This is a genomic window from Tissierella creatinophila DSM 6911 (assembly GCF_001940565.1).
Taxonomy (GTDB): domain Bacteria; phylum Bacillota; class Clostridia; order Tissierellales; family Tissierellaceae; genus Tissierella_A; species Tissierella_A creatinophila.
The window spans coordinates 1-22631 of sequence record NZ_LTDM01000015.1 but is presented as its reverse complement, the minus strand read 5'-3'; the positions used below and the strand labels follow the sequence as shown (position 1 = coordinate 22631).

General features: G+C 29.9%; 31 protein-coding genes. 27 read left to right on the top strand and 4 right to left on the bottom strand.

Going from position 1 to position 22631, the window contains the following annotated elements; translation table 11 throughout:
* Window positions 1–5: 5 nt before the first annotated feature.
* The 20 genes from TICRE_RS05710 (at window position 6) to spoVAE (ending at window position 12654) form a co-directional block, all read left to right on the top strand.
* Entirely contained in the window at window positions 6–890 is an 885-nt protein-coding gene (locus TICRE_RS05710) for a phage tail family protein (protein ID WP_075726021.1), read from the top strand.
* A gap of 1 nt (window position 891) precedes the next feature.
* Window positions 892–1995 (top strand): siphovirus ReqiPepy6 Gp37-like family protein, encoded by a 1104-nt coding sequence (locus TICRE_RS05705; protein WP_075726019.1) that lies wholly within the window; start codon window positions 892–894, stop codon window positions 1993–1995.
* Window positions 1995–2972, top strand: a complete 978-nt coding sequence (locus TICRE_RS13420) for a hypothetical protein (protein WP_198927497.1) — start codon at window positions 1995–1997, stop codon at window positions 2970–2972. The genes TICRE_RS05705 and TICRE_RS13420 overlap by 1 nt, the downstream gene beginning before the upstream one ends.
* The gene (locus TICRE_RS05695; protein ID WP_075726017.1) at window positions 2973–3935 is read left to right on the top strand and encodes a YncE family protein; all 963 of its coding nucleotides are present in this window, start codon (window positions 2973–2975) and stop codon (window positions 3933–3935) included.
* A 2-nt stretch (window positions 3936–3937) separates the two neighbouring features.
* Window positions 3938–4276, top strand: a complete 339-nt coding sequence (locus TICRE_RS05690) for a hypothetical protein (RefSeq protein WP_075726015.1) — start codon at window positions 3938–3940, stop codon at window positions 4274–4276.
* Complete coding sequence (locus TICRE_RS13415) at window positions 4276–4422, top strand: hypothetical protein (protein ID WP_198927496.1); 147 nt, start codon at window positions 4276–4278, stop codon at window positions 4420–4422. The genes TICRE_RS05690 and TICRE_RS13415 overlap by 1 nt, the downstream gene beginning before the upstream one ends.
* Before the next feature lie 74 nt (window positions 4423–4496).
* Window positions 4497–4988 (top strand): hypothetical protein, encoded by a 492-nt coding sequence (locus TICRE_RS05685; protein WP_075726013.1) that lies wholly within the window; start codon window positions 4497–4499, stop codon window positions 4986–4988.
* A gap of 100 nt (window positions 4989–5088) precedes the next feature.
* Window positions 5089–5382, top strand: coding sequence for a hypothetical protein (locus TICRE_RS05680; RefSeq protein WP_075726011.1), 294 nt, complete (start codon window positions 5089–5091; stop codon window positions 5380–5382).
* 17 nt (window positions 5383–5399) lie between these two features.
* Window positions 5400–6320, top strand: a complete 921-nt coding sequence (locus TICRE_RS05675; protein WP_075726009.1) for a hypothetical protein — start codon at window positions 5400–5402, stop codon at window positions 6318–6320.
* Window positions 6320–6676 (top strand): hypothetical protein, encoded by a 357-nt coding sequence (locus TICRE_RS05670; protein WP_075726007.1) that lies wholly within the window; start codon window positions 6320–6322, stop codon window positions 6674–6676. Before TICRE_RS05675 ends, TICRE_RS05670 begins: the two co-directional genes overlap by 1 nt.
* 110 nt (window positions 6677–6786) lie before the next feature.
* Window positions 6787–6981 carry a helix-turn-helix transcriptional regulator gene (locus tag TICRE_RS05665; protein WP_075726005.1) on the top strand — a complete coding sequence of 65 codons (195 nt, stop codon included), beginning with the start codon at window positions 6787–6789 and terminating at the stop codon, window positions 6979–6981.
* A 193-nt stretch (window positions 6982–7174) separates the two neighbouring features.
* Window positions 7175–8425 carry an FtsK/SpoIIIE domain-containing protein gene (locus TICRE_RS05660; protein ID WP_075726003.1) on the top strand — a complete coding sequence of 417 codons (1251 nt, stop codon included), beginning with the start codon at window positions 7175–7177 and terminating at the stop codon, window positions 8423–8425.
* Complete coding sequence (locus TICRE_RS05655; protein ID WP_075726001.1) at window positions 8412–8981, top strand: hypothetical protein; 570 nt, start codon at window positions 8412–8414, stop codon at window positions 8979–8981. The genes TICRE_RS05660 and TICRE_RS05655 overlap by 14 nt, the downstream gene beginning before the upstream one ends.
* Complete coding sequence (locus TICRE_RS05650; protein WP_075725999.1) at window positions 8959–9351, top strand: hypothetical protein; 393 nt, start codon at window positions 8959–8961, stop codon at window positions 9349–9351. Before TICRE_RS05655 ends, TICRE_RS05650 begins: the two co-directional genes overlap by 23 nt.
* A gap of 231 nt (window positions 9352–9582) precedes the next feature.
* Entirely contained in the window at window positions 9583–9756 is a 174-nt protein-coding gene (locus tag TICRE_RS13200; RefSeq protein ID WP_158016444.1) for a hypothetical protein, read from the top strand.
* A complete protein-coding gene (locus tag TICRE_RS05645; RefSeq protein ID WP_075725997.1) occupies window positions 9749–10375 on the top strand; it encodes a stage V sporulation protein AA in 627 nt (208 codons plus the stop codon). The genes TICRE_RS13200 and TICRE_RS05645 overlap by 8 nt, the downstream gene beginning before the upstream one ends.
* Before the next feature lie 9 nt (window positions 10376–10384).
* Window positions 10385–10792 (top strand): stage V sporulation protein AB, encoded by a 408-nt coding sequence (locus TICRE_RS05640; RefSeq protein WP_075725995.1) that lies wholly within the window; start codon window positions 10385–10387, stop codon window positions 10790–10792.
* Window positions 10793–10812: 20 nt separating this feature from the next.
* On the top strand, window positions 10813–11256 hold the full coding sequence (gene spoVAC, locus TICRE_RS05635) for a stage V sporulation protein AC (protein WP_075725993.1): 444 nt from the start codon (window positions 10813–10815) through the stop codon (window positions 11254–11256).
* A gap of 8 nt (window positions 11257–11264) precedes the next feature.
* Window positions 11265–12284, top strand: coding sequence for a stage V sporulation protein AD (gene spoVAD, locus TICRE_RS05630; RefSeq protein WP_075725991.1), 1020 nt, complete (start codon window positions 11265–11267; stop codon window positions 12282–12284).
* A 13-nt stretch (window positions 12285–12297) separates the two neighbouring features.
* Window positions 12298–12654 carry a stage V sporulation protein AE gene (spoVAE, locus tag TICRE_RS05625; RefSeq protein WP_075725989.1) on the top strand — a complete coding sequence of 119 codons (357 nt, stop codon included), beginning with the start codon at window positions 12298–12300 and terminating at the stop codon, window positions 12652–12654.
* Between the two features lie 54 nt (window positions 12655–12708).
* On the opposite strand, the gene TICRE_RS05620 is transcribed toward spoVAE, so the two are convergent.
* On the bottom strand, window positions 12709–15759 hold the full coding sequence (locus TICRE_RS05620) for a penicillin-binding protein 1A (RefSeq protein ID WP_075725987.1): 3051 nt from the start codon (window positions 15757–15759) through the stop codon (window positions 12709–12711).
* A gap of 189 nt (window positions 15760–15948) precedes the next feature.
* Between TICRE_RS05620 and hflX the strand changes: the two genes are divergently transcribed.
* The 3 genes from hflX to TICRE_RS05605 are packed head-to-tail and all read left to right on the top strand — an operon-like array spanning window position 15949 to window position 18373.
* Window positions 15949–17250 carry a GTPase HflX gene (gene hflX, locus TICRE_RS05615; RefSeq protein ID WP_075725985.1) on the top strand — a complete coding sequence of 434 codons (1302 nt, stop codon included), beginning with the start codon at window positions 15949–15951 and terminating at the stop codon, window positions 17248–17250.
* 34 nt (window positions 17251–17284) lie between these two features.
* The gene (locus TICRE_RS05610; protein ID WP_075725983.1) at window positions 17285–17932 is read left to right on the top strand and encodes a YigZ family protein; all 648 of its coding nucleotides are present in this window, start codon (window positions 17285–17287) and stop codon (window positions 17930–17932) included.
* Window positions 17933–17974: 42 nt separating this feature from the next.
* Entirely contained in the window at window positions 17975–18373 is a 399-nt protein-coding gene (locus TICRE_RS05605) for a CoA-binding protein (RefSeq protein WP_075725981.1), read from the top strand.
* A gap of 23 nt (window positions 18374–18396) precedes the next feature.
* On the opposite strand, the gene TICRE_RS05600 is transcribed toward TICRE_RS05605, so the two are convergent.
* Entirely contained in the window at window positions 18397–18747 is a 351-nt protein-coding gene (locus tag TICRE_RS05600; RefSeq protein ID WP_075725979.1) for a sulfite exporter TauE/SafE family protein, read from the bottom strand.
* Window positions 18744–19103: a sulfite exporter TauE/SafE family protein gene (locus TICRE_RS05595; RefSeq protein WP_075725977.1), complete on the bottom strand. Its 360-nt coding sequence runs from the start codon at window positions 19101–19103 to the stop codon at window positions 18744–18746. The genes TICRE_RS05600 and TICRE_RS05595 overlap by 4 nt, the downstream gene beginning before the upstream one ends.
* Window positions 19104–19293: 190 nt before the next feature.
* Here TICRE_RS05595 and TICRE_RS05590 point away from each other — a divergent pair, with 190 nt between their 5' ends.
* A complete protein-coding gene (locus TICRE_RS05590; RefSeq protein WP_075725975.1) occupies window positions 19294–20016 on the top strand; it encodes a YebC/PmpR family DNA-binding transcriptional regulator in 723 nt (240 codons plus the stop codon).
* Window positions 20017–20285: 269 nt separating this feature from the next.
* Here TICRE_RS05590 and TICRE_RS05585 read toward each other — a convergent pair whose 3' ends face one another.
* Complete coding sequence (locus TICRE_RS05585; protein WP_075725973.1) at window positions 20286–20873, bottom strand: hypothetical protein; 588 nt, start codon at window positions 20871–20873, stop codon at window positions 20286–20288.
* 651 nt (window positions 20874–21524) lie between these two features.
* On the opposite strand from TICRE_RS05585, the gene TICRE_RS13410 reads away from it, so the two are divergent.
* From TICRE_RS13410 to TICRE_RS13635, 3 genes are all read left to right on the top strand, one after another.
* Entirely contained in the window at window positions 21525–21698 is a 174-nt protein-coding gene (locus TICRE_RS13410; RefSeq protein ID WP_198927495.1) for a hypothetical protein, read from the top strand.
* Window positions 21699–21755: 57 nt separating this feature from the next.
* Complete coding sequence (locus TICRE_RS05580) at window positions 21756–22421, top strand: TIGR01906 family membrane protein (RefSeq protein ID WP_075725971.1); 666 nt, start codon at window positions 21756–21758, stop codon at window positions 22419–22421.
* Window positions 22396–22631: hypothetical protein (locus TICRE_RS13635; protein WP_233120152.1), on the top strand; the 236-nt coding region annotated here is incomplete at its 3' end. The genes TICRE_RS05580 and TICRE_RS13635, both read left to right, overlap by 26 nt.

Sequence of the window (22631 nt, the reverse complement as noted above, 5' to 3'; positions counted from 1 at the left end):
GGGCTATGGATACAATACATGAAAAAATTATATATAAAAACGCTGCTGGAAATTCAATAGAAATAACATATTCCTTTCCTTTCTTCTTGCAAGAATTTACTGGAGCAGATGGATTAGATTCTGAAATACACAGGATAAAATCTCCAAATCAAGATGGGTTTTCAGTAACGGGTGAATCTTTGCAGGGAAGATCTCTACAAATATTAGGAATAATAAAAGCAAATGACAAAGTTGAATCGGCAAAATATAGAGCTAAGTTAATACAAGTTTTTAACCCTAAAATGGAAGGTACTCTTATTTATGAATATGGGGATATAAAAAGACAAATAAGATGTAAAGTTGAAAAAGCTCCTATATTTCAAAAGAAAGATACATCCTTTAAAAGACAATTATTTAACATAGACCTTTATTGTCCTAACCCATTTTTTACTGATGCAGAAGAAAGTAAAGAAGAAATAGCAATATGGCAACCTGCTTTTGAATTTGCTCTTGAGATAGCAGAAGAAGGTATAGAAATGGGCTATAGAGAGCCTAGTTTGATAGTAAACATATTTAATCAAGGAGCAGTTAAAAGCGGCATGACAATTAAATTTAGAGCCTTAGCAACTCTTACTAATCCTAGTTTATTTAATGTAAACACTAGAGAATATTTCAAAATAAACAAGACTATGGAAGCTGGGGAAATAATAACAGTTACTACTCACTTTCAAAATAAAAGAGTGAATCTAATTAAAAACAATATCACATCCAATGCTTTTAACTGGATAGATTTAGATTCTACCTTCCTCAAATTAGATCCAGGAGATAATTTATTTAGATATGATGCAGAAACAGGACTAGACAATTTGGAAGTGGACATATACCATAGCCCACAATATTTGGGGGTGTAGTATGGAACTATATATATTTGATAGGGAGTTAAATTTTAAAGGTGTAATAGAGGATTACTTTAGTTTTATATGGACTAGGAGATATTGTAAGTGTGGGGAGTTTGAACTACATTGTAATTTATCTATGGAAAACCTTAATATACTAAAGAAGGGCAATATAGTATGGAAAAAGGGAGATAAAGAGGCAGGATATATTCAATATAGAAATTTACATCAAGACGAAACAGGGAAAGAGATATTAGTTATTAAAGGTAAATTTTTAACTAACTATATAGGTCGAAGAATAGTATGGGATAGAAAGAATATATCTAGTCCCCCTGAAATGGCTATTAGAGAGATTGTAAATGACAACTGTATCAATCCCTCTAAAGCAGATAGGAAAATCCCTTTACTTGTATTAGGAGAGCTTAAAAACTATTTAGGTAGCCTGGACATGCAAGTTAGTTACAAGAATGTCTTAGAAACTATAGAGGATATATCGGAAGTAAATGAATTAGGAATAAGAACATTATTTAATTATAAAAATAAAAAGTTAATATTCGACATCTACAAAAGTGTAGATAGAACGGCAGGGCAAAACATAAATGCACCTGCTATATTTTCTGAAGAATTTGAGAATATACTAGAACAAGAGTATACAGATAGTGATATAGAATACAGAAATACAGCTTTAATAGCTGGAGAAGGCGAAGGGGAGCAAAGAGAAAAAGTATTTATTGAAGTAGGACAAGGACTAGATAGATATGAATTATATGTAGATGCAAGAGATTTACAGTCTACAAAGACAGTTAATGATAATGAGGTACCTATCCCTATAGCCGAATATAGAAAGATTTTAAACGATAGAGGATTATCTAAATTAGATGAACATAAAAAAATAGAAACCTTTGATAGTAAAATAAATTTAAAAAGCAACTTAGAGTATAAAAAAGATTTTGATTTAGGAGATAGAGTTACTATTACAAGTAAAAAATGGCGAATTACAATAGATACAAGGATAACAGAAATAGAAGAAGTATATGAAGAAAAGGGACTAGAAATAAATATAGTATTTGGAAACAATATCCCTACTTTAATAGATAAGATTAAAAGAGAGGTGAGATAATGGCTTTAACAAGTGGTTTTTTTATGTCGGTAAACGGGGACAGAAAATATAAAGCAGGCTTTTTCGCTAGATATTTTGCTAGTTTTATCGGGAACGGAGTATTCCCTAACCCTTCAAATAATTTGCAAGTAACAGCTAATAATGATATGACAGTTACAGTAAAAGCAGGCAAGGCTTGGATGAACGGTTATATTTTATTTAATGATGATGACTATATTTTAAATATAAATCCTGCTGATGGAGTTTTGAATCGGATTGATAGGATTGTATTAAGGCACGATACTGTAGATAGAGAAATAAAGGTATTAGTTAAACAAGGAACATTTGCAAGCAGTCCTATAGCTCCTGCACTGAAAAGAGATGCTGATGCTTATGAATTAGCCTTGGCAGACATAGCAATCAATAAAGGTATAATGAGCATTACTCAAGCTAATATTACTGATTTGAGACTTAACAAAGGACTTTGCGGAATAGTCCATGGAGTAGTAGATCAAGTAGACCCAACAGCTATTTTTAATCAATTTGAAAGCTGGTACAAGCAAACTAAGGCTAATTATGATGCAGATATAGCTATATGGACTCAAGAAAAGAAAGATGCCTTTGATTTATGGTATACAACAAATGTAAATGAGTTTACTAATAGGTTTAATAATTGGTTTAGTAATAATACTACTAACTGGGGCAATGAATTTACAAATTGGTTTGACAATATTAAAGGGCAACTGGAAGGTGATATAGCGGCAAACTTAACGGCGCAAATCATAGAGTTGCAAAGCACTAAAGCAAATAAAACAGAGTTGGTAGTTGTAGAAGAAGGGTTAGCTAATCATGAAATAAAAAAAGCAACACAAAATAGCTATGGCCACATTAGGTTATCGGATATACCAAAACCTTATATAGCTGACGACTCTACAGGAGATAACTACAAATGGGGTATAGAAAATGGTATGGTATATTTAGAAAAGGTGGCGGAATAAATGAACAATAAAATTTATATGGGTAGTACTTTGGGGCATGATGGTAAGTATTATACCCCTGTTATGGCTAATAGTGTAGAGTTATATAACAACAACGCTTTGGGCCAATTTATAACAACAAATGGTGGCAAGCTGTATTATGTCCTTTCAGGCAAGGTTATAATCGCAGATAGTATGAACTTATCCAAAGAAGCAGAAATATCTTTCCCTTCAGGAACTAGCGTAGTGGGGTTGCTTGTAGATGATAGGTATATTTATGTATACTATCAATTTAGCCAAAAAAGGTATATTGTGAAAATAGATAAGAATGGGCTGAGTACAGTTGCTACATTTACCCACGCTACGAATGAACACTTTGTCAATCTAGACCAAGACGGAGAATTTATATATGCTGCTGGGCGTAATGATGGCAAAGTTTATAAAATAAACAAATCTACGATGACTTTATCTCTAGAAATTCCCATTTACCTACCTGTATTTTGCTTGATTGGAGGTAACATAATATATGTATGGTCTAACCAACGTGTGATAGCTTTTAATTCTGTAACAGGGGTTCAGTTTAAAATAAGTGGGGTATTAGAAGGTGGGGACCCTAAAATGGTTTTATCAAAAGGTAAGTTAGTTGCTTTAAATGAACTTAATTATTCCTCTCAAATTATAGAAATAGATATAAATACGTTTATTAGTGAAACCTGGACCCCAATGGGATCCCTTGCTTCAATGGATTTAGCTTGTGAAGAAGACTATATATTTATAGTAGGTAATGACAAAGGCAGCTCAAGCGGTAACTTGGTCATTATAAAAAGGAGTAACAAGGTGGTTGTGAAGAATATACGTGTGAGTGACAGAAATGCAACAAACATCCACTGCAAACATCCTTTTATATATATAGGGCAGACCATGGGGGCCTATAAAAATGTATTTCAAATTATAGGGTATGTAAAAACTGAAGGAGGACTTTAAAAATGATATATTTGTTTGAAAACCCTGAAAACTATGCGAGCATAGTTTATGATGAAACATCTTTGACAGAAGAGCATAAAGCTAAAGGTATTGCTGTAGTAATGTTACCTGAAAAAGATGTTTTAGAAGGAAAAATGGCAACACTTAAGTGCAGGAAATCGACTGGTGAAGTTTGGTGGGAATATGAAGACATACCAAAGGCCCCAGAAGAGATACAACAACAAAAAATACAAGAGCTAGAGAACGCATTACTTGAAATGTCAACATTACAAGCTATAAAAGATGCAGAAAATGAACAAGCAATAATGGAATTAACTAACTTAATAGGAGGAATGATGTAATGTTTACAAAAGAAAGTGCTTTAGTAAAAATATGGGCTAGAAATGTTAAGACAGATAAAAATGTTGATGGAATTTATACTAGAGAGCAAGTACCTAAGCTTTCTAACTTGCAAGAGATGGTATACGAAGTATTAGATGAACAATAGCACCTGGAAGGGTGTATTTTTATGCTTAATCTTATCTTATCTCTTCCGATATTATAGATAGGGAGGTGATAAGATTGTCGGATTCAACTCAACTAAACATTTTAGAGGACAATGATAATTTTATTAATGATTTAATAGAAATAACTAGGAAAGAAGATAAAGAACTACAAGGATTTATCGAGGAAAAATTATCTCTCGAGAAGTCAACATTAAGTATAGAACACATTAACAAAAATATAGAAAGTTTAAGAGGAATGAATAACACTCAACAAGCACTTGTAAAAGCCAGAGCAAGAAAGTTTGAAGAAATGAATGATCCTTCAAAGCATCTTCCTATTCTTCTAGCACTTTTTGGACTTGTTATTAGCTTATATAACGCATTAATAGAATTGCCCAAGCTTTTAAAAAGTGAGAGCATTTTAGGAGTAACTATAGTATTAAATATAGCAGTTATTGCTGGACTCGCACTCTATGCCAATTGGCTATACCGACATACCGTTAAAATGCATCCAACAGCAGTGTTTTTTGATACCTTAATTAATAGTATTAAATTTGAAGATCAATAAGAGTATAAAAGGTTTTAAACAAAATAAAATCATAAAATATAAAAAAGAACTTACTTAAATAGTAGGTTCTTTTTTAATACAAATTTTTAGGAGGTGGGACATGGATGAAAAACTATGCAAAGAAAAACACAGAAGAATAGATGAAAGATTAGATATCAATGAGAAGAGATTGAATAGTTTCTCTAGTAGGATAGATATAATTGAAAATGACATTGTTGCACAAAAGAAAGATACTACTCACTTACAAGATGCTATAAAGTCTTTACAAAAAAGTATAGATCTATTGATAAAAGAGATAGCAACTTTAAAAGACAAACCTTTAGAAAAATATGAAAAAATAGTAATGGTGATAATAACTGCTATTGTTAGCTATGTAATGGGAAAAGTATTTTAAAGAAAGGATGAATAATTTTGAAAACAAATATAGAATTAGTTAAGTTTGTAGAAAAGGCACTCAAAGAAAACTGGGGATATTGTCTAGGAACATATGGACAAGTCTTAACTGATAGCTTATTAAAGTCTAAAACGATCCAAGGTTATGGAGTAGGTGCTTATAATACAAGGCATAAAGCCTATCTAAATAAATTTAAAGGAAAGATGGTTAGTGATTGCTATGGACTAGTGAAAGGTTTTGTATGGCCAAAGGATTCTAAAGGCAGTGCTAAATATGTAGCATCTCAAGATAGAAATCAAGAAGGAGCTTTTAATTCGGCTAAAATTAAGGGATCTATTTCAAATATTCCAAACATACCTGGACTTATTTTATGGATGAAAGGCCATGCTGGAATATATATAGGTAATGGAGAATTTATCGAATGTGTAGGTGCTCCCATAGGAATGAGAAAAGGAAGAATACAAAATGGAAAAGTAGTTTCAGGTTCTAAGTTCACTCATTGGTTTAAAGATACTTATATTACCTATGTATCAGAAACACCTAACAGAAATCCTTCCGTAAATACACTTATAAGCTCTTTAAAAGTAGGTGACAAGGTAATACTATCAAATAGTGCTATAAAGTATGCTACAGGTCAAACAATACCTTCTCATATAAAAAATAAGGCTTATACAGTTCAACAAGTAAAATCAGATAGAGTTTTATTAAAGGAAATAATGTCTTGGGTATTTACTAAAGATTTAGGACAAACCTCACCAACTAAAACTTTAACTGTAGGTTCTACTGTAAAAATAAAAGGAAGCAAATATTCTACAGGACAAAACATACCAAGTTGGGTAAAAAATAAAACTCATAAGGTTAGTCAATTAAATAAAGATAGAGTTTTAATCTCAGACATAAATTCTTGGGTAAATAAAAATGATGTGGAGGTAATATAATGTTAGATTTTATAAAAACAAATTTAAGTTCAATCCTGGTAGTTCTATTATTCATAGTAGGGCTACTTTTTATTTATAAGAACGGAAAGAAAGAGTTTGTAAATCAAGTAGTATTATCCTTAGTTGTTCAAGCTGAAAAAACACTTGGCTCTGGAACTGGAGAATTAAAGTATGCAATGGTTATAGAAGAAATATACTTTGCCTTACCTTCCATAATTAGGTTTTTGATAACTAAGAAAGAATTAGATATAATGATAGAAAATAGTGTAAAATATCTTAAAGAATATTTAAATGATGGTAAGGATTTGTTAGGATATGAAGATGAGTATATGAAAATGTTAAAATTTAATCAGTAAAAACTCGGAGCTAAGACTTAATTGTTTTAGCTCTTTTTTTTATGTCTTTTTTAAATAAACAAAGGATTTTCCTCTCCTGTGTAGAATATATTAACAAGAGGAGGAATTGTATGGTTAAGAATAGATTAAAAGAGATAAGGATGAAAGAATATATGTCTACACAAGGAGAATTTGCAAAAATATTAGAATTGAATTATAGGCAATATAATAGATATGAAAATGGAACTGTACCGAATTTAGAAACAGCTTTACATATATCCAAAAAATTAAATAAAAATTTAGAAGAAGTATTTTACCTGGACTAATGATCCAGGTATTTTTTATTTAATTTCTCTACTTGGACAAGCAAGTTATCCACTGTTATGACATAGTATATAACATAAGTAAAAACAGTGTTTTAAGATATTACTTTAGTCGTGTTTACGAAAGACACTTAGCTATTAGTATTTAACTAACTTATAGCGTGTTTTTACAATATGTATAGGAGGGGGAATGGTTATGAAAAAGAATAATGAGGTGGAGTTGTTTGGACTTTGTTTGGTTTTAGGGATAGGGACAGTAGTAGCAGGAGGAGATGGAGTACAGGTACTAGGATACGGGTTAAGTACACTAGGTGCTAGTATGTTAGGCTTTAGTTTAATAAATAATGCTAATCCTTACAATAATTTATTCAGAGCTTTAAAGCTTGAAATAAACGATAGAGTACCTAAATTTTTAGAAAGAAAAGAAACGAACTATGGATATTGTTTAACATTTAGATTATTAGCTGGAATGAGTACAGATGACTTTGAAAAGAAGAAGTTAGCAATAGAACAACATCTGAACAGAAAAATAGAAATAACTTACAATAATTGGAGAATATTCATAAAGGTGTATGAAAAACAACTTGAAGAACTAATACCTTACGAGTTTTCAAAATGTAAAGGAATACTGGAGTTTAATATCGGAAAAGTACTTGGGGATAAAACTTTGAACTTAGATTTAGAAAAAGCAGTACATTTATTAATAGCTGGAGAAACTGGAAGTGGTAAAAGTACTCTAGTAAGATCTATTATAACAAATATAGTTTTATCCAGAAGAAAAGTATCGCTGCATCTTATAGATTTAAAAAATGGGGCAGAATTTAATTTATTTAGAAAAAGTAATATAGTAAAGACATTTAGTAGAAATATTGATGAAGCAGAAGTGGTTTTAGAAAATCTAATAGAAGAAGTCAATAAAAGATATGATTTATTTTTTGAGAATGATGTAGTAGATATAAGAGAATATAATAAATTGAAAAATATAAAGAAACTGGACTATCAAATATGTATCATAGATGAGTTTGCAGACTTGCAAAATGAGAAAGGAAGTATATCATCAGTAGAAGTTTTAGCAGCGAAGGCAAGGGCGTGTGGTGTTCATTTAATCATATCTACACAAAGACCAGATAGTAAGATTTTAAATGGTAGAATTAAGGCGAACATCCCTTGTGTGATAGGGCTTAAAACAATGAATTCACTTAATAGTAGAATTATAATAGATGAAGATGGACTTGAAAAATTAAGGGGACGAGGGCATGGATTATTAAGATATGGTAATCTTACAGAGTTTCAATCAATGTTTTTAGAAGTTGTAAAGGCTAGAGAATTAATAAAACATACATACATAGAAAAAGAAATTAAAAGAGAAGTTAAAGAAGAAATAGGAAAGTTAGATAATTTAGATTTTATTAAAGATTTAGGGGTTGATATAGATGATAGTAACTGATAGAGATAAACTATCATTAAAATTTATAAAGAAATTTAAAGTTGCTACAACTGATACTATAGCAGAATTATTTTATCCAAATTTAGTTATTGCTAGAAGGAGATTAAAGTTACTATGTGATAATAAATTAATTAAAAGAGATAGAGATCACTTCACAGCTCAGTATTATTATTATTTTAAGAAAACTAAGCAACTTAAACATAAAATTTTATTAACTGATTTCTATAGAGAATTAAATAAAACATCTGAGATAGTATTATTTGAAAATGAGTTTAGATGCGAAAACATAATAGCAGACGGATTAGCAGTATACAAAATCAATAGTCAGCCTTATATAGTTTTTATTGAGATTGAAATATCCAATAAAGGAATTGATATTGAAAAGTATGAGAATTTATATAGAAGTGGGAAGTATAAAAGGTATTTCCCAGTATTTCCTTCTATCATTGTCATTACTGATAAGAAGATACCATATAGCAATCTTAACATAATACAAGTCAATGAGGATATAGAAAATCTAAGGGGGTCTTTATATGAAAAAGAAAATGTTAGTTAACTTAATTATAATAGCTGGGATAAGTGTAATTTATGGAGGAATAACTTATGCTGATGCACTAAAAGATGGTTTGGAGATGTATTTACAAGACCCGAAATTAGATTTCTTAGGTAGAAACTATGATAAAATGTTTTTTGAACTCTTAGAAGGTGAAGATCCTACTATAATAGATAAAATTAAAGCTATTCCAAATGACTTTATAACTATTCCATTACAGGCTAAGTGCAATTGGAAGATGGCAACCCAAAAGACCAATGCACTAACATATGGATCCATGGGATATTTAAATGGATTAAAAACAGCTTTAGGTACAAAAGAATTTAATAAAATAATAATATATCTATTTAAGTTAGCAAGTTCAATTAAATAGATATAAAAAAGACTAGATTGATTTTCTAGTCTTTTTTCTTTTGCCGTCAAAAATACGTCAAAAATAAATTTCTGTTATATTCTTTCCTTTACTTGGTTAATATAACCTTGTGTCCAAACCTCCTTGATTTTGCTCATTTTTGTATATTGCTTGCATTTCTTTCGTATTATATATATTTTTGTATGAAAAATCATTTTTTGTAAACAATAGTATTTAATGAGGTGAGAATATATGAGAACACTTAATAAGAAAAAAAGATCTTTTTATATAATGTGTATAATTGTCTTTATTGCAATGATTACAATTTCTTTGGGGCTTACAAAAGAAAAACCTATAGAAAAAAAAGAAATAAAAAGAGCTACTTTTGTAAAGCATATTAAGAAGGAGAAGATCTATCTTGAGTAATGAAAATGTATACATTGCATTAGATAATAAGAAAACTGTAGAAATTGATAAAGACATATATATAAAGGATATTGCAAAGGTAAGAGCTAATAACCCAGGGCTTCAAAAAAAAATTGAAGACTTAAGGATATATAAGAGCAAAAGAAAAGAAAACTGGGACTATATAAGTGCTGATGAGATTATACAAAAAATAGAAGAAAAATATAAAGATATAAATATAAATATGTTAGGTGCTTCTGAGGTTTTAATGGAAATAAAGTCTTTGGAAGATAAAACAGGTTTATTACAGTTTTTAAAAGTATTAGCTATTTGTATAATTTTATTTTTAGGGGCTGCAATAGCTATTATAAACTTCCATGAAGATGTAAATATGCAAATGTCTTTAGAAAAAATCTATTATACAGTAAGTGGCGAAAAGAAGGATAAACCCTTAATTATGACAATTCCATACTCTATAGGGATGGGAGTAGGGGTTGCCATCTTTTTTTCTAGAGTTATAAGTAAAAGTGAGAGAAGGAGAAAAGAACCAGGACCCATGGAAATAGAATTATTTTTATATAATAAAGATATGGAACAATGTATCTTAAATGAATTATCAAATAACGAAGATAAAAAGTAGGGATAGATTATGAGAGAACTTTTCCTTGTATTATTATCATTAAGTGCTGGTTTAGCAGTAGGAGGTGCATTTGCTGCTTTTATAACGCTTTTAAACTTAGTGGCAAGACTTGTACAAGTAACTGAAACAAAAAAACATATAAAGGTTTATGAATGGACAATTACTATAAGCTCATTTATATCTATAATTCTATATTTTAGTGAATTTGATTTTGGTCTTTCAAGTACATTTACAAGTTTTATAGGTTTTGGTATGGGAATATTTATTGGACTTTTTTCTTCTTCGTTAGCTGAAGTTCTAAATGTCATTCCTTTAATAAGTAAAAAATTTAAAGTTAAAAAAGAGTTAAAATATATAGTTTATAGTTTACTCCTTGGAAAAGTTATGGGTTCTTTATATTTTTGGATTTTTTATTAAATTATTTTGGAGGAAAGTAAATGGACAATTTAAACAATAAAGATTATCAAAAATTTGTAGAGGAAAAGATTCCTAAACCAACATATGCAAGAAATATTATACTTGCATTTTTGGTAGGAGGAGCAATATGCACCATTGGAGAATTTATTATGAATTATCTAAGTAATAAAGGACTTGATGAAGAGGCTGTTTCTTCAGCTACTTCTATAATAATGGTATTTTTAGGAGCACTTTTAACAGGATTAGGTATATATGACCAAATAGGAAAGTTTGGAGGAGCAGGAGCAGCAGTTCCTATTACTGGATTTGCAAACTCCATAGTAGCTCCTGCAATGGAGTTTAAAAAAGAAGGGTTTATATTTGGTGTAGCTTCTAAAATGTTTGTAATAGCTGGACCTGTTTTAGTATATGGGGTAAGTTCTTCTATAATAGTAGGTATATTAACAATATTATTTCAAAGGTAGGTGAGAGAATGTCTTTAAAGAAAATAGGAGAGAGAACTTTTAAGTTGAATAATCCTCCTTCAATTTTGGGAAATTATTCAATAGTTGGACCAAAGGAAGGAGATGGGCCCCTTAAAGATTATTTTGATGAAATTTTAGAAGATGATCTATGGGGTGAAGAATCTTTTGAAAAAGCTGAAACTAAAATTCAAGAACAAACTATTAGAGCTGCTATTGAAAATGCAAATTTAAGTTTAAGTGATATAGATTTACTTCTCTCTGGCGATTTGTTAAATCAGATAGTAGCATCTGGATACTCTGCACGAGGTCTTAGCATACCATTTATAGGACTTTATGGAGCTTGTTCTACTATGACAGAATCCTTAGCAGTTGGAGCTATGTTTATAGATGGTGGATTTGGGGACAAAATAGTTTGTGCTACTTCTAGTCATTTTAGTTCTGCTGAAAGACAGTTTAGATTTCCTTTAGAATATGCATCACAGAGGAAATTTTCAGCCCAATGGACTGTTACAGGTTCAGGTGCTACAATTCTTTCAGCAGCAGGAGAGGGCCCTTTTATAACCTATGTGACACCCGGGAAGATAGTAGATCCAGGAATAAAAGATGCTTCAAATATGGGGGCCGCTATGGCTCCTGCAGCGATAGATACTCTAATAAGTCATTTTAAAGATACTGGATTTGAGCCATCAGATTATGACTTAATTATAACTGGAGATCTAGGCATAATAGGAAAATCTATAGTAATGGATATGATGAAAGAAGAAGGATATGATTTGGAGGGAATATTTACTGATTGTGGTGCGGAGATTTTTGATCCCTACAAACAAGACACTCATGCTGGGGGAAGTGGTTGTGGATGTTCGGCCGTAGTTTTTAATGGTTATATTTTAAAAGAGATGAAAAAAGGTAGATTTAAAAGGGTATTACTTGCAGCTACGGGAGCCTTACATTCTCCATTAATAACGCAACAAGGGGAGTCTATTCCTTCTATATCTCATGCTGTAACGATAGATATCAATAGAATATAGGAGGTATAGTTATATGGAATATTTGAAGGCTTTTATAGTGGGAGGCGCTATATGCGTTATAGGTCAAATAATTTTAGATAGAACGAAATTCACTCCTGCTCATATTTTAGTAAGCTTTCTTACACTTGGTGTAATACTTGGAGGTGTTGGAGTATATGAACCCATAGCTAAGTTTGGAGGAGCCGGAGCAACAATACCTATTACAGGATTTGGTTACGCCCTTTCCCAGGGTGCAATAAAAGGTGCCAAAGCAAATGGAATTATAGGAGCATTTACTGGAGGATTACAAGCAGCAGCTGGAGGAATAGCAGCAGCTATTATATTTGGATATATTATGGCAGTGATATTTAATCCTAAAACAAAGAACTAAGCTAATAATTAGCTTAGTTCTTTGTTTTTTAATAGAGATTAATTAACAATAATCCTATGGATTGGAAGGTTTATTGTTGCCTTCCCCTGGTTTAGAAGGTTTGTTATCTTCAGGTTTAGAAGGCTTGTTATCTTCTTCCTCTTCTGGCTTAGAAGGAGTGTTATTATCATCCTCTGGCTTAGAAGGAGTGTTGTTATCATCTTCTGGCTTAGAAGGCTTATTATTATCTTCATCTGGTTTAGATGAACCATCTTCATCTGGTGTAGAAGGGATAGAAGGTTGTATAGTATGTGGACCATGAACAGTACATATAGATGTAGGGGCATTATAAGCATAATCTCTAGGTATTATACCGCCATTCTCCCATGGTTTATAAGGAGGTGTTCTTTTTATATAAACTCTACTGCTTATCAGACTATCTGGACAATACTGATTTGCAATTTTACCAGTACTAGTATCAACTCTAACTATAGTATGAACATCGCAATATTGTGTAGGCACCGTTCCTTTAGCAAATATCTCAGTTTTTATAACATCTCTTGGATCTTGAGCACATAGAGTAGTAGCAAGTTTCCCAGATTGAGTACATATATTTGCAGATAATATTCCACTTGGTTTGTCAAATTCATATTTACTTTCTAAGTCTTTATGTGCTTTTGTCATAATATGTTGCCAAAATTCAGCTGCTGTCATACTACTTTTATTTAATGTAATCTTTGGAGAGTCGTTTCCTATCCATACTCCAGTAGCATAATATGGAGTAAAACCTACAAACCAGATATCTGCTTTATTTTGAGTGGTACCTGTTTTACCTGCTGCTACTACCTTTGAAAGCCTTGCATTTTTACCTATACCATCTGATACATTTGTTCTGAGTACATCACCCATTATATAAGCAACTTGGGGAGAAACTACTGTAGTTTCCCTAGGTGTATTTTCCAACAAAACATTTCCATCTTTATCCAAAATTTTAGTAAATGCTATAGGTTCTATATATACACCGTTATTTGCAATTGCTCCATAAGCTGCTGTTACTTCAAGTGGTGTTAATCCATAAGTCATACCGCCAAGAGCTAATGCAGAAAAGTTTTCATCATTCTCTCTTTTATTATTAGCACGTGTCACAAAATTGTCCTTTTCTCCATTTTTTTTATTTATTATACCAAGTTTTTCTAAATAGGAAATAGATGTATCTATTCCAATATTTTCTACAGTTCTTACTGCAGGTACGTTTCCAGAATCTTCTACTGCTGATCTTAAAGTTCTCATACCTTTATATCCTGAGTAACTATTCTTAGGCCATAGTTTGCCTTTGCCATCGTAATATGGTGTATCATCTATAGCACTACCAGCAGTATATCCATTATCAAGGGCAGGAAGATAAGCAGATAATGGCTTTATAACTGAACCAGGTTGTCTTTGAGAATTCGTGGCTCTATTTAAAATTCTGTTTCCTTCTACATCTCGACCTCCTACTATAGCTTTTATTTGACCAGTTCTATAATCTAATATTACAGTAGCAGATTGAGGTTGCACAATTCCATCTTTAGAATTATAAAAATACTTTCCACTGATAAGTAGATTTCCATTATCGCTTACTTTATAAAAGTCTTTTTTACTATTTAAGAATTTATTTGTTATTATTATATCTCCATTTTTACTGGATTTAAAATCCTCTTCTGATATGTCAAAAGATCCTACAGTATGAGTAACTAAGTTCTTTCTTTCATCAATAGTATAATAATCAGCAATATCTATATGCTTTGGATAAGGAGATAATTTATTATTGCTTTTGATAGTTATATCACCATTTTCAGATATACTATAGTTTCCTTTACTTATCATAAGATTATCCTCTTCATCTAAGAGGTTATTCTTTTTAAGGTAAAGGATTTTTCCTTTATCATCTATTATATTACCATATTTGTTCAATCTCCAATCTATCAGAACAGGGCCTCTAACCCAATTACTATTGCCTACTAAAACTTCAGTAAAATTATTATAGACATCTTCTAATTCTTTTTGAAGACTTAAATCTACCGTAGAATATATTTTCAATCCACCTTTATAAAGTGCTTCTTCGGCATCTTCTTTAGAATAGTCTAGTTTATTTACTAGAGTAGTTACAACTTGACTTTTAACATAATCAGTAAAATAAGATGTTATATCTTCAAGCTTTTTTTGTCCAGGAGTTAAAGTGGTTTTTATATCTTCTTTTAATGCTTCATCATATTGAGCTTGAGTTATTTTGTTTAATTCTAACATTTTTTTCAAAACTAATTTTTGTCTTTCTACGGATTTTTCATTGAATACTAAAATATATTTTTCTCCTAATACATTTATCTCTCCCACAGTAGCTTGTTTTTCACTATCATAATCATTAGGTTTAACTCTAATAAATGGTTGATATTGTGTAGGACTTTTAACAATCCCTGCAAACAAAGCGGATTCAGCTAATGTAAGATCTTCTACATTTTTAGAAAAATATGTTTGTGCAGCTTCCTGGACACCTGCTGCATTTTGACCAAAGAAATTTCCATTTAAATATGCTTCTAAGATTTGATCTTTATGAAGTACTTTTTCTACTTGCAATGATAAATAAGCTTCTTTAATCTTTCTGGTTAGCTTTTGTTCATTTGTTAGATATACATTTTTTACCAACTGTTGGGTGATAGTACTTGCTCCTCTTACTATTCCATCAGATTTTAGATTTTCAAATAATGAACCTACAATTCCTTTAGGATCTATTCCTTTATGCTCATTAAATCTCTCATCTTCTATTGATATAAAAGCATCTAGCAGATGTTTAGGCATTTTATTTAAACTCACAAATGTTCTATATTCTCCAGTGTCTATCTTTTCAATTAACTTTTCATTTGAATCATAGATAGTTGAAGTTTGACTTAGTGAAGAGTTAATTTTAGTTGGATCTATTTCTGGAGCTTCCTTTATAATAGATATAACTATGCCTCCTAAAACCCCACCTGCAATTATAGCAAATAATAGTATAAGTATTAAAAATATCTTTAAAGATTTCATAAAATTACTTTTTTTACGATTTTTATCTTTTGTATTTTTTTTATTTTCATTATTATCTTTAGACATGATTTCCTCCTTAATTTTAGATGTAGAATAAATCTATTATAACACATTGATAATAGATTGTTAATAATCTAAATACTTATATTAAACATATGTATTTTTTTATATCCATTAGGTAAAGATTATCCATATAGATACTTATATTAGTTAATATTGCCAATAGATGGTATAATAAACATAGTAAAAGAATAAATGGATGGTGATAAATTGAGAGAAGAAAACTTTAGGGAAGAAAAAACTATTATAGTAGGAGTAGAATTACAAAATCAAGAAATAGATATAGAAAACTCTCTAGATGAGTTAGAAGAGCTAGTAAAAGCTGCTGGAGGAACTGTAGAAACAAGGATAACTCAAAAAAAAGATACTATCAATCCAGCTCTTTTTATAGGAAAGGGTAAAGCAGAAGAAATAAAAAAATATTGTGAAGAACTAGATATAGACACTGTAGTATTTGACCATGAATTATCAGGTGCTCAAACTAGAAACTTAGAAGAATTGATAGGAAAGAAAATTTTAGATAGAACAAATTTAATTCTAGATATATTTGCAGAACGTGCCACTTCAAGAGAAGGAAAGCTTCAAGTAAAGCTTGCACAACTTAAATACAGGCTTCCAAGGCTTGTTGGCTTTAGAGACTATCTCTCTAGAGAAGGTGGAGGAATAGGTACTAGAGGACCAGGAGAACAAAAACTTGAAACAGATAGAAGACATATCTTAAAAGAAGTAAATAATATTGAAAAACAAATAAAAGAGATAGAAGAAAATCGTAAAATTCAAAGGCAACAAAGGCTAGATTCAAATCTTCCTATTATTGCCTTAGTAGGATATACAAATGCAGGGAAATCCACTCTTTTAAATAAACTTATAAGGCTATATGAAAATGATGAGGGGGACTTAAAAGATGTATTTGTTAAAGATATGTTATTTGCTACGCTAGATACATCTCTTAGAAAAGCAAAACTTCCAAATGGACAAAACTATCTAATAACTGATACAGTTGGTTTTGTATCAAAACTTCCAACAAATCTAATTGAAGCTTTTAAAGGAACTTTAGAAGAGGTAAAATATGCTGACCTTCTACTTCATGTAGTAGATGTATCAAATAAAGATTTAGATATACAAATAAAAACTACAATAGAGATTTTAAAAAGTTTAGATGTTTTAGATAAGCCAATTATCACAGTTTTTAATAAAATGGATAAAACAGATATTTCTGATATATTTTATGAAGATAAACTTATAGGAGATAAAATATTTATATCAGCTCAAAAAGAGGAAAACCTCTTAAAACTTATGGAATTAGTAGAAGAAAAACTTCCGTTTAAATATAAAAAAGCAATACTTAAAATACCATATGATAAACACAATATATTAAATTATTTTATGGAAAACTACAATATAACAAACTTAGAACATAGAGAAGATGGAACTTATGTGGAATTAACTATTAATGAAATAGATATAGAAAAATATAAAGAATTTATAGATAATTAAGCTTAAGTGAAAGGCATTAGGGGGAATTTGAAATATGAACTGCGATTATAGGACTGTTCTTAGTTATGGAGAAAAAGAAATAATTATAAATAAATCTAGATTTATAGGATCATCGAAAATGGTAAAAAGTGAAGAAGAAGCTTTAGAGTTTATAGATATGGTAAAGATTAAATATAAAGATGCAACTCACAATGTGTATGCTTATGTAATAGGAGAAAATTCTAATATTCAAAGATTTAGTGATGATGGGGAGCCATCAGGGACAGCAGGAATTCCTATTTTAGAGCTTATAAAGAAAGAAGATCTTAGAAACACAGTAATAGTTAGCACAAGATATTTCGGTGGAATAAAGCTTGGAGTGGGAGGCCTTATAAGAGCCTATACTCAAAGTGGTAAAGCTGCTCTTGAGGCTGGAAAGATTATAGATATGACTAGATTTGATGAACTTTTAGTCCAAATAGATTATAACTCCTATGGTAAAATAGAAAATTATCTATTAAATGAAAAACATCCAATTAAAGAAGTTACTTTTGATCAAGATGTAAATATAAATTTATATATAGAACTAAAGAGAAAAGATACATTTATCCATGATATCATGGATTTTACAAGTGGTAATGGGGTAATAAGTGAAATAAGAACACTACATTTACCTATGAGTGAAGATAGAGTATTTATTTAATATTAAAGCAAATTTAAAAGTAAAAATAGGAGAGTTGATAAAATGGATTTTGAAAAGATAAAACAAGAAATGCTAGATAAAAAGAAATGGGTAGTAGTCGGGGTTACTAAAAAAAAGGATAGATGGGGATATAAGATTTGGAAAAAACTAAAGGAACATGATTATGAAACCTATGGAGTAAGTCCAAATTATGAAGAAATAGAAGGTGAAAAAATCTATAGTTCGCTTATGGACCTTCCAGAAAATATAGATGTACTTGATATGGTAGTATCTCCCCAAATCGCTATGAATATATTAGATGAAGCTAAAGCTACCAATATAGAATATATCTTCTTTCAACCAGGAACCTATAATGAAAAAGTTATAGAAAAAGCTTCAAGTCTTGGATTTAAGTATTTAATAGATGATTGTATATATGCTACATTAAGAGGGCAAGAGTAAAAGAGAAGTAGGCTAAAGATAGCCTACTTCTCTTTTTTAAAGAATTCAAACAAACCCATTAAGAGTAAAAACACACTAAAATATTTTTTTAGACTATCAGGGGAGATTTTAACTGCTATCAAAGAAGCGATTATTGCACTTAATATACCACTAACTGCTATTTTTTTAGTGTATTTAAATTCTATATTGCCTTTTTTTCTATGAGTAAATATTGCAATAGTGGCTATAGGTATGAAAGTTATTAAGTTTACACCTTGAGCTTCTATTTGAGATAAACCTATTATAAGTACTAAAGAAGGTATAAGTAGAGTCCCGCCGCCAATACCCATTCCACTTATTATTCCTGATAAAAAACCTATAATTATTGTCTTCATTGTATAAACATCCTTAAAGCGCTATATATGATAACACCACCAAATATTTTTCGCAAGATAGAAACTGGTATTTTATCCAATGTTTTAGCACCTATAAAACTACCTGCTACTCCTCCTATCATTGTAAGAATTGTAATTTTAATGGGGATTTTATTGTTAAAAAGATAAATAATAGTACTTACTATAGATAGTGGAAGTATTATAGATATTGCTGTAGCATGAGCTTTATAATCTTCTATTTGTATAAGATGAACTAGTCCAATAACTACTATTATCCCTCCTCCGGATCCAAAGAATCCATTTATAATTCCTGCTATTATTCCGATAGATATAAGTTTTAAATTAAGACTAGACATAGGAATCTCCTTGTATAATTATTTAAATTTTAGCTTCAATACTAATTTCACCATTAAGTCGGATAGATATACAAATACTTATAAAAATATTTATCATATTAAATAAATATTAAATAAATATAAATATATGAAAAAAATATATATATATGTTAAAATATAAATGTTAAAATTTTAAGGAGAGTGAAGTTAAATGGCAGGACATTCCAAATGGAATAATATTAAAAATAAAAAAGGCAAAGAAGATGCTAAAAGAGGTAAAATCTTTACAAAACTAGGTAGATATATAATGGTAGCAGCAAGAGAAGGAGGAGCAGATCCAGAATACAATCCTTCACTAAAGGCAGCTATTGATAAAGCTAAAGCAGAAAATATGCCTAATGACAATATTGAAAGAGCTATTAAAAAAGGTTCTGGAGAAGGTGCAATGGATAATTATGAAGAAATTACTTATGAAGGCTATGGTCCAGGAGGAGTTGCAGTATTTGCTAATTGTCTTACTGATAATAGAAATAGGACAGCTCCAGATGTAAGACATGCTTTTGATAAATTTGGTGGAAACCTTGGACAAGCAGGTTCTGTTACATTTATGTTTGATAGAAAGGGCATAATAGCTATAGAAAGAATTGATTCTATTGATGAAGATGAACTTACTATGTTTTCTATAGAACTAGGTGCAGAGGATTTTGAAGCTTCTGAAGATGGCTATGAAATAATTACAACTCCTGAAGACTTTAATCAAGTAAGAAATGGTTTAGAAGAAAATGGATACCAATTTGCAATGGCAGAAATAACTTATATTCCTCAAACTACAGTAGAATTAAATGAAGAGGATGCAAAAAAAATGGAAAAATTAATAGATATGCTTGAAGATAATGATGACGTTCAAGATGTATTTCATAACTGGGAAAATTAGATTAGCAAGAATGGATTAATTACAAGGATTGGTTAAGTTATAATTTGTTTGTTTTCATGATATAACTCAATTTGTCTACGGTTTGCAAACATTGAACTTTTAACTTGTCGGTAAATTAGATATATAAGTTTCTAAAATTTGAACTGTTTTATCTTCCAATCCTTTTGTTAAATGAAAATAGATATCCATAGTAGTAGTTATACTAGAGTGACCTAATCTCTTTTGAATGTACGTTCTTTTATGGTTAAAAATAAAAGGTTTGGAGCTATTTATCTAGCTCTGTGCCTTTTATTAGCTTTTATTCTTGCTATATCACCCCAGTTATCAGCGGTTATTATTTCGACCTTTGATAAGCTTGACTTAATTTGTTTGATATCTCTGTTGATTGTAATATGCCTATCCGCATTATTTACCTCTAAATCATCTAATTTATCTTTTAGGTTATTAAAGTTAGTACTAGTTTCTTTTCTGAATTCATTTAATTCATTTTTAATATCATCTTGACCCTCTTTTAAATCAGAAACTTCTTTTCCCAGATTAATCTGACCCTCTTTTAAATCAGAAACTTCTTTTCCTAGATTAATCTGACCCTCTTTTAAATCAGAAACTTCTTTTCCTAGATTAATCTGACCCTCTTTTAAATCAGAAACTTCTTTTCCTAGATTAATCTGACCCTCTTTTAAATCAGAAACTTCTTTTCTCAGATTAATCTGACCCTCTTTTAAATCAGAAACTTCTCTTCCCAGATTAATCTGACCCTCTTTTAAATCAGAAACTTCTTTTCCCAGTTTATCTACATTAGTTGTAAGTGTACCTACTTGTGTTGCAATTAATTCTAATAATTCTCTATCGTTCATGTATAATCTCTCCCTTATATTTTGTACTTGTTTATATATTAATCTTTATTATAATTATAACTAAGTAATTTCAAATGCTCCAACAACTCCGTTGCAAATTGAGCTTTGTCTTCATCTAATAGTTCTTCTGTTCATATCAATTCCTACTATCTCTTCAGTTTAATTATACCACACTAAACGTGTGAATAAACATAATCACACCAAAAGTGTAAACAATTGTTGACAATTATACCTCTTTAAGAGCAACAGGAATAGAAAGAGTTGAAATCTTAGATACTGGTGGGAGGATAGAGTTTAGGACTGGAACCTCCACAGGTGGATTAGGGGAATGATTTGACTTACTAGTTATAGATGAGGCTCAAGAATACGAGACAGATCAAAAATCAGCTTGCCAACAATGGGTACGTTATATTTAATTTTAAAAAAATATAAAAAAATATAATATAATATAATTAAAACTACCTATTATATGTGTATTTGTAAACATTTACAATCTATTGTAAAATAAGCCTAAATATACTATAATGTAATCATGCTTATGTAAGATGTTTTTCATAACTGGGAAAATTAGACAAAGTTATATTCACATAATAATAGTTTAATTTCATATAATAATGAAGAAAGAATAATCATTATTAGGAGGAAATTAAAATGGAAGCAAATGAAAACTTTGAACATATATTAGAGAGGTTTAAAGCCGCGAGTTTAGAGCAAAAAATTGAAATATATACTAGTGTACGAGGATTATCAGTAGAACAATTTAAAGAACTCTTAAAATATTTTCCTATAAAAGAGTTAGGGAGATTAGAAAAGTTGATGGTATAGGATGAAGATTACTTCATCCTTTTTTAAAATTGTTATATATGATGCAAAGGGGGAAATATGAAAAAAATTCTTATGTTTTTAATGGTAGTATCTGTATCCTTAACGTTCTTAGTTTTTAGTATAGAAAGAAATGCCTATAATGAAGATTATTATATTAGAAAATATGAAGAACATGATATTGAAGAATTGACCCAAAAAAGTCTAGAAGAATTAAAACCTATAACAAATAATCTTATACTATATTTAAAAGGTGGAGAAAACGATTTATTAAGACCTCATTTTAATGAAAAAGAAATTCTACATATGGAAGATGTAAAGGAACTGTTTAATTTAGCTAGAATTATTAAATATACTGGAATTATAATTATAATTTTAGGAGTTTACTATTTTAGGAAAAATAAAAACATGGTTCTTCTTGCAAAGACTTTTCTTTATGGACTTTTTTTAAATTATATATTATTAACCATAATAGGATTTTTAGCTTATAAAGATTTTAATAAATATTTCACCTATTTCCATTTAATATTTTTTACCAATGACTTATGGATATTAGATCCAAATAGAGATTTAATGATACAAATGCTCCCAGAAGAATTTTTTATTGGTATGGCTACAAATATTGTGATATCTTTCTTAGTATATTTGGCAATACTACAAATAGTAAGCTATTTATATATAAGAAAGGATAAGATTAAAAATGAAACAGTTATTAGAAAAAGTTAAAAAACACTCCATAGTATATGATAGAAAAAGAATTTTAAAAAACTATTATTCTAAAGCAATGCGTAAAGGGAAAACTTATAGGGCCTCTTTAGTGGATAGATTTGTGTTTATTACAATACTTTATATAAGTTTAATAGGTATATTATATATAAGAACTAATAAATTTTTATTATCATTTTATATGAGTTCTATAAGTGTATATTTTTTAGT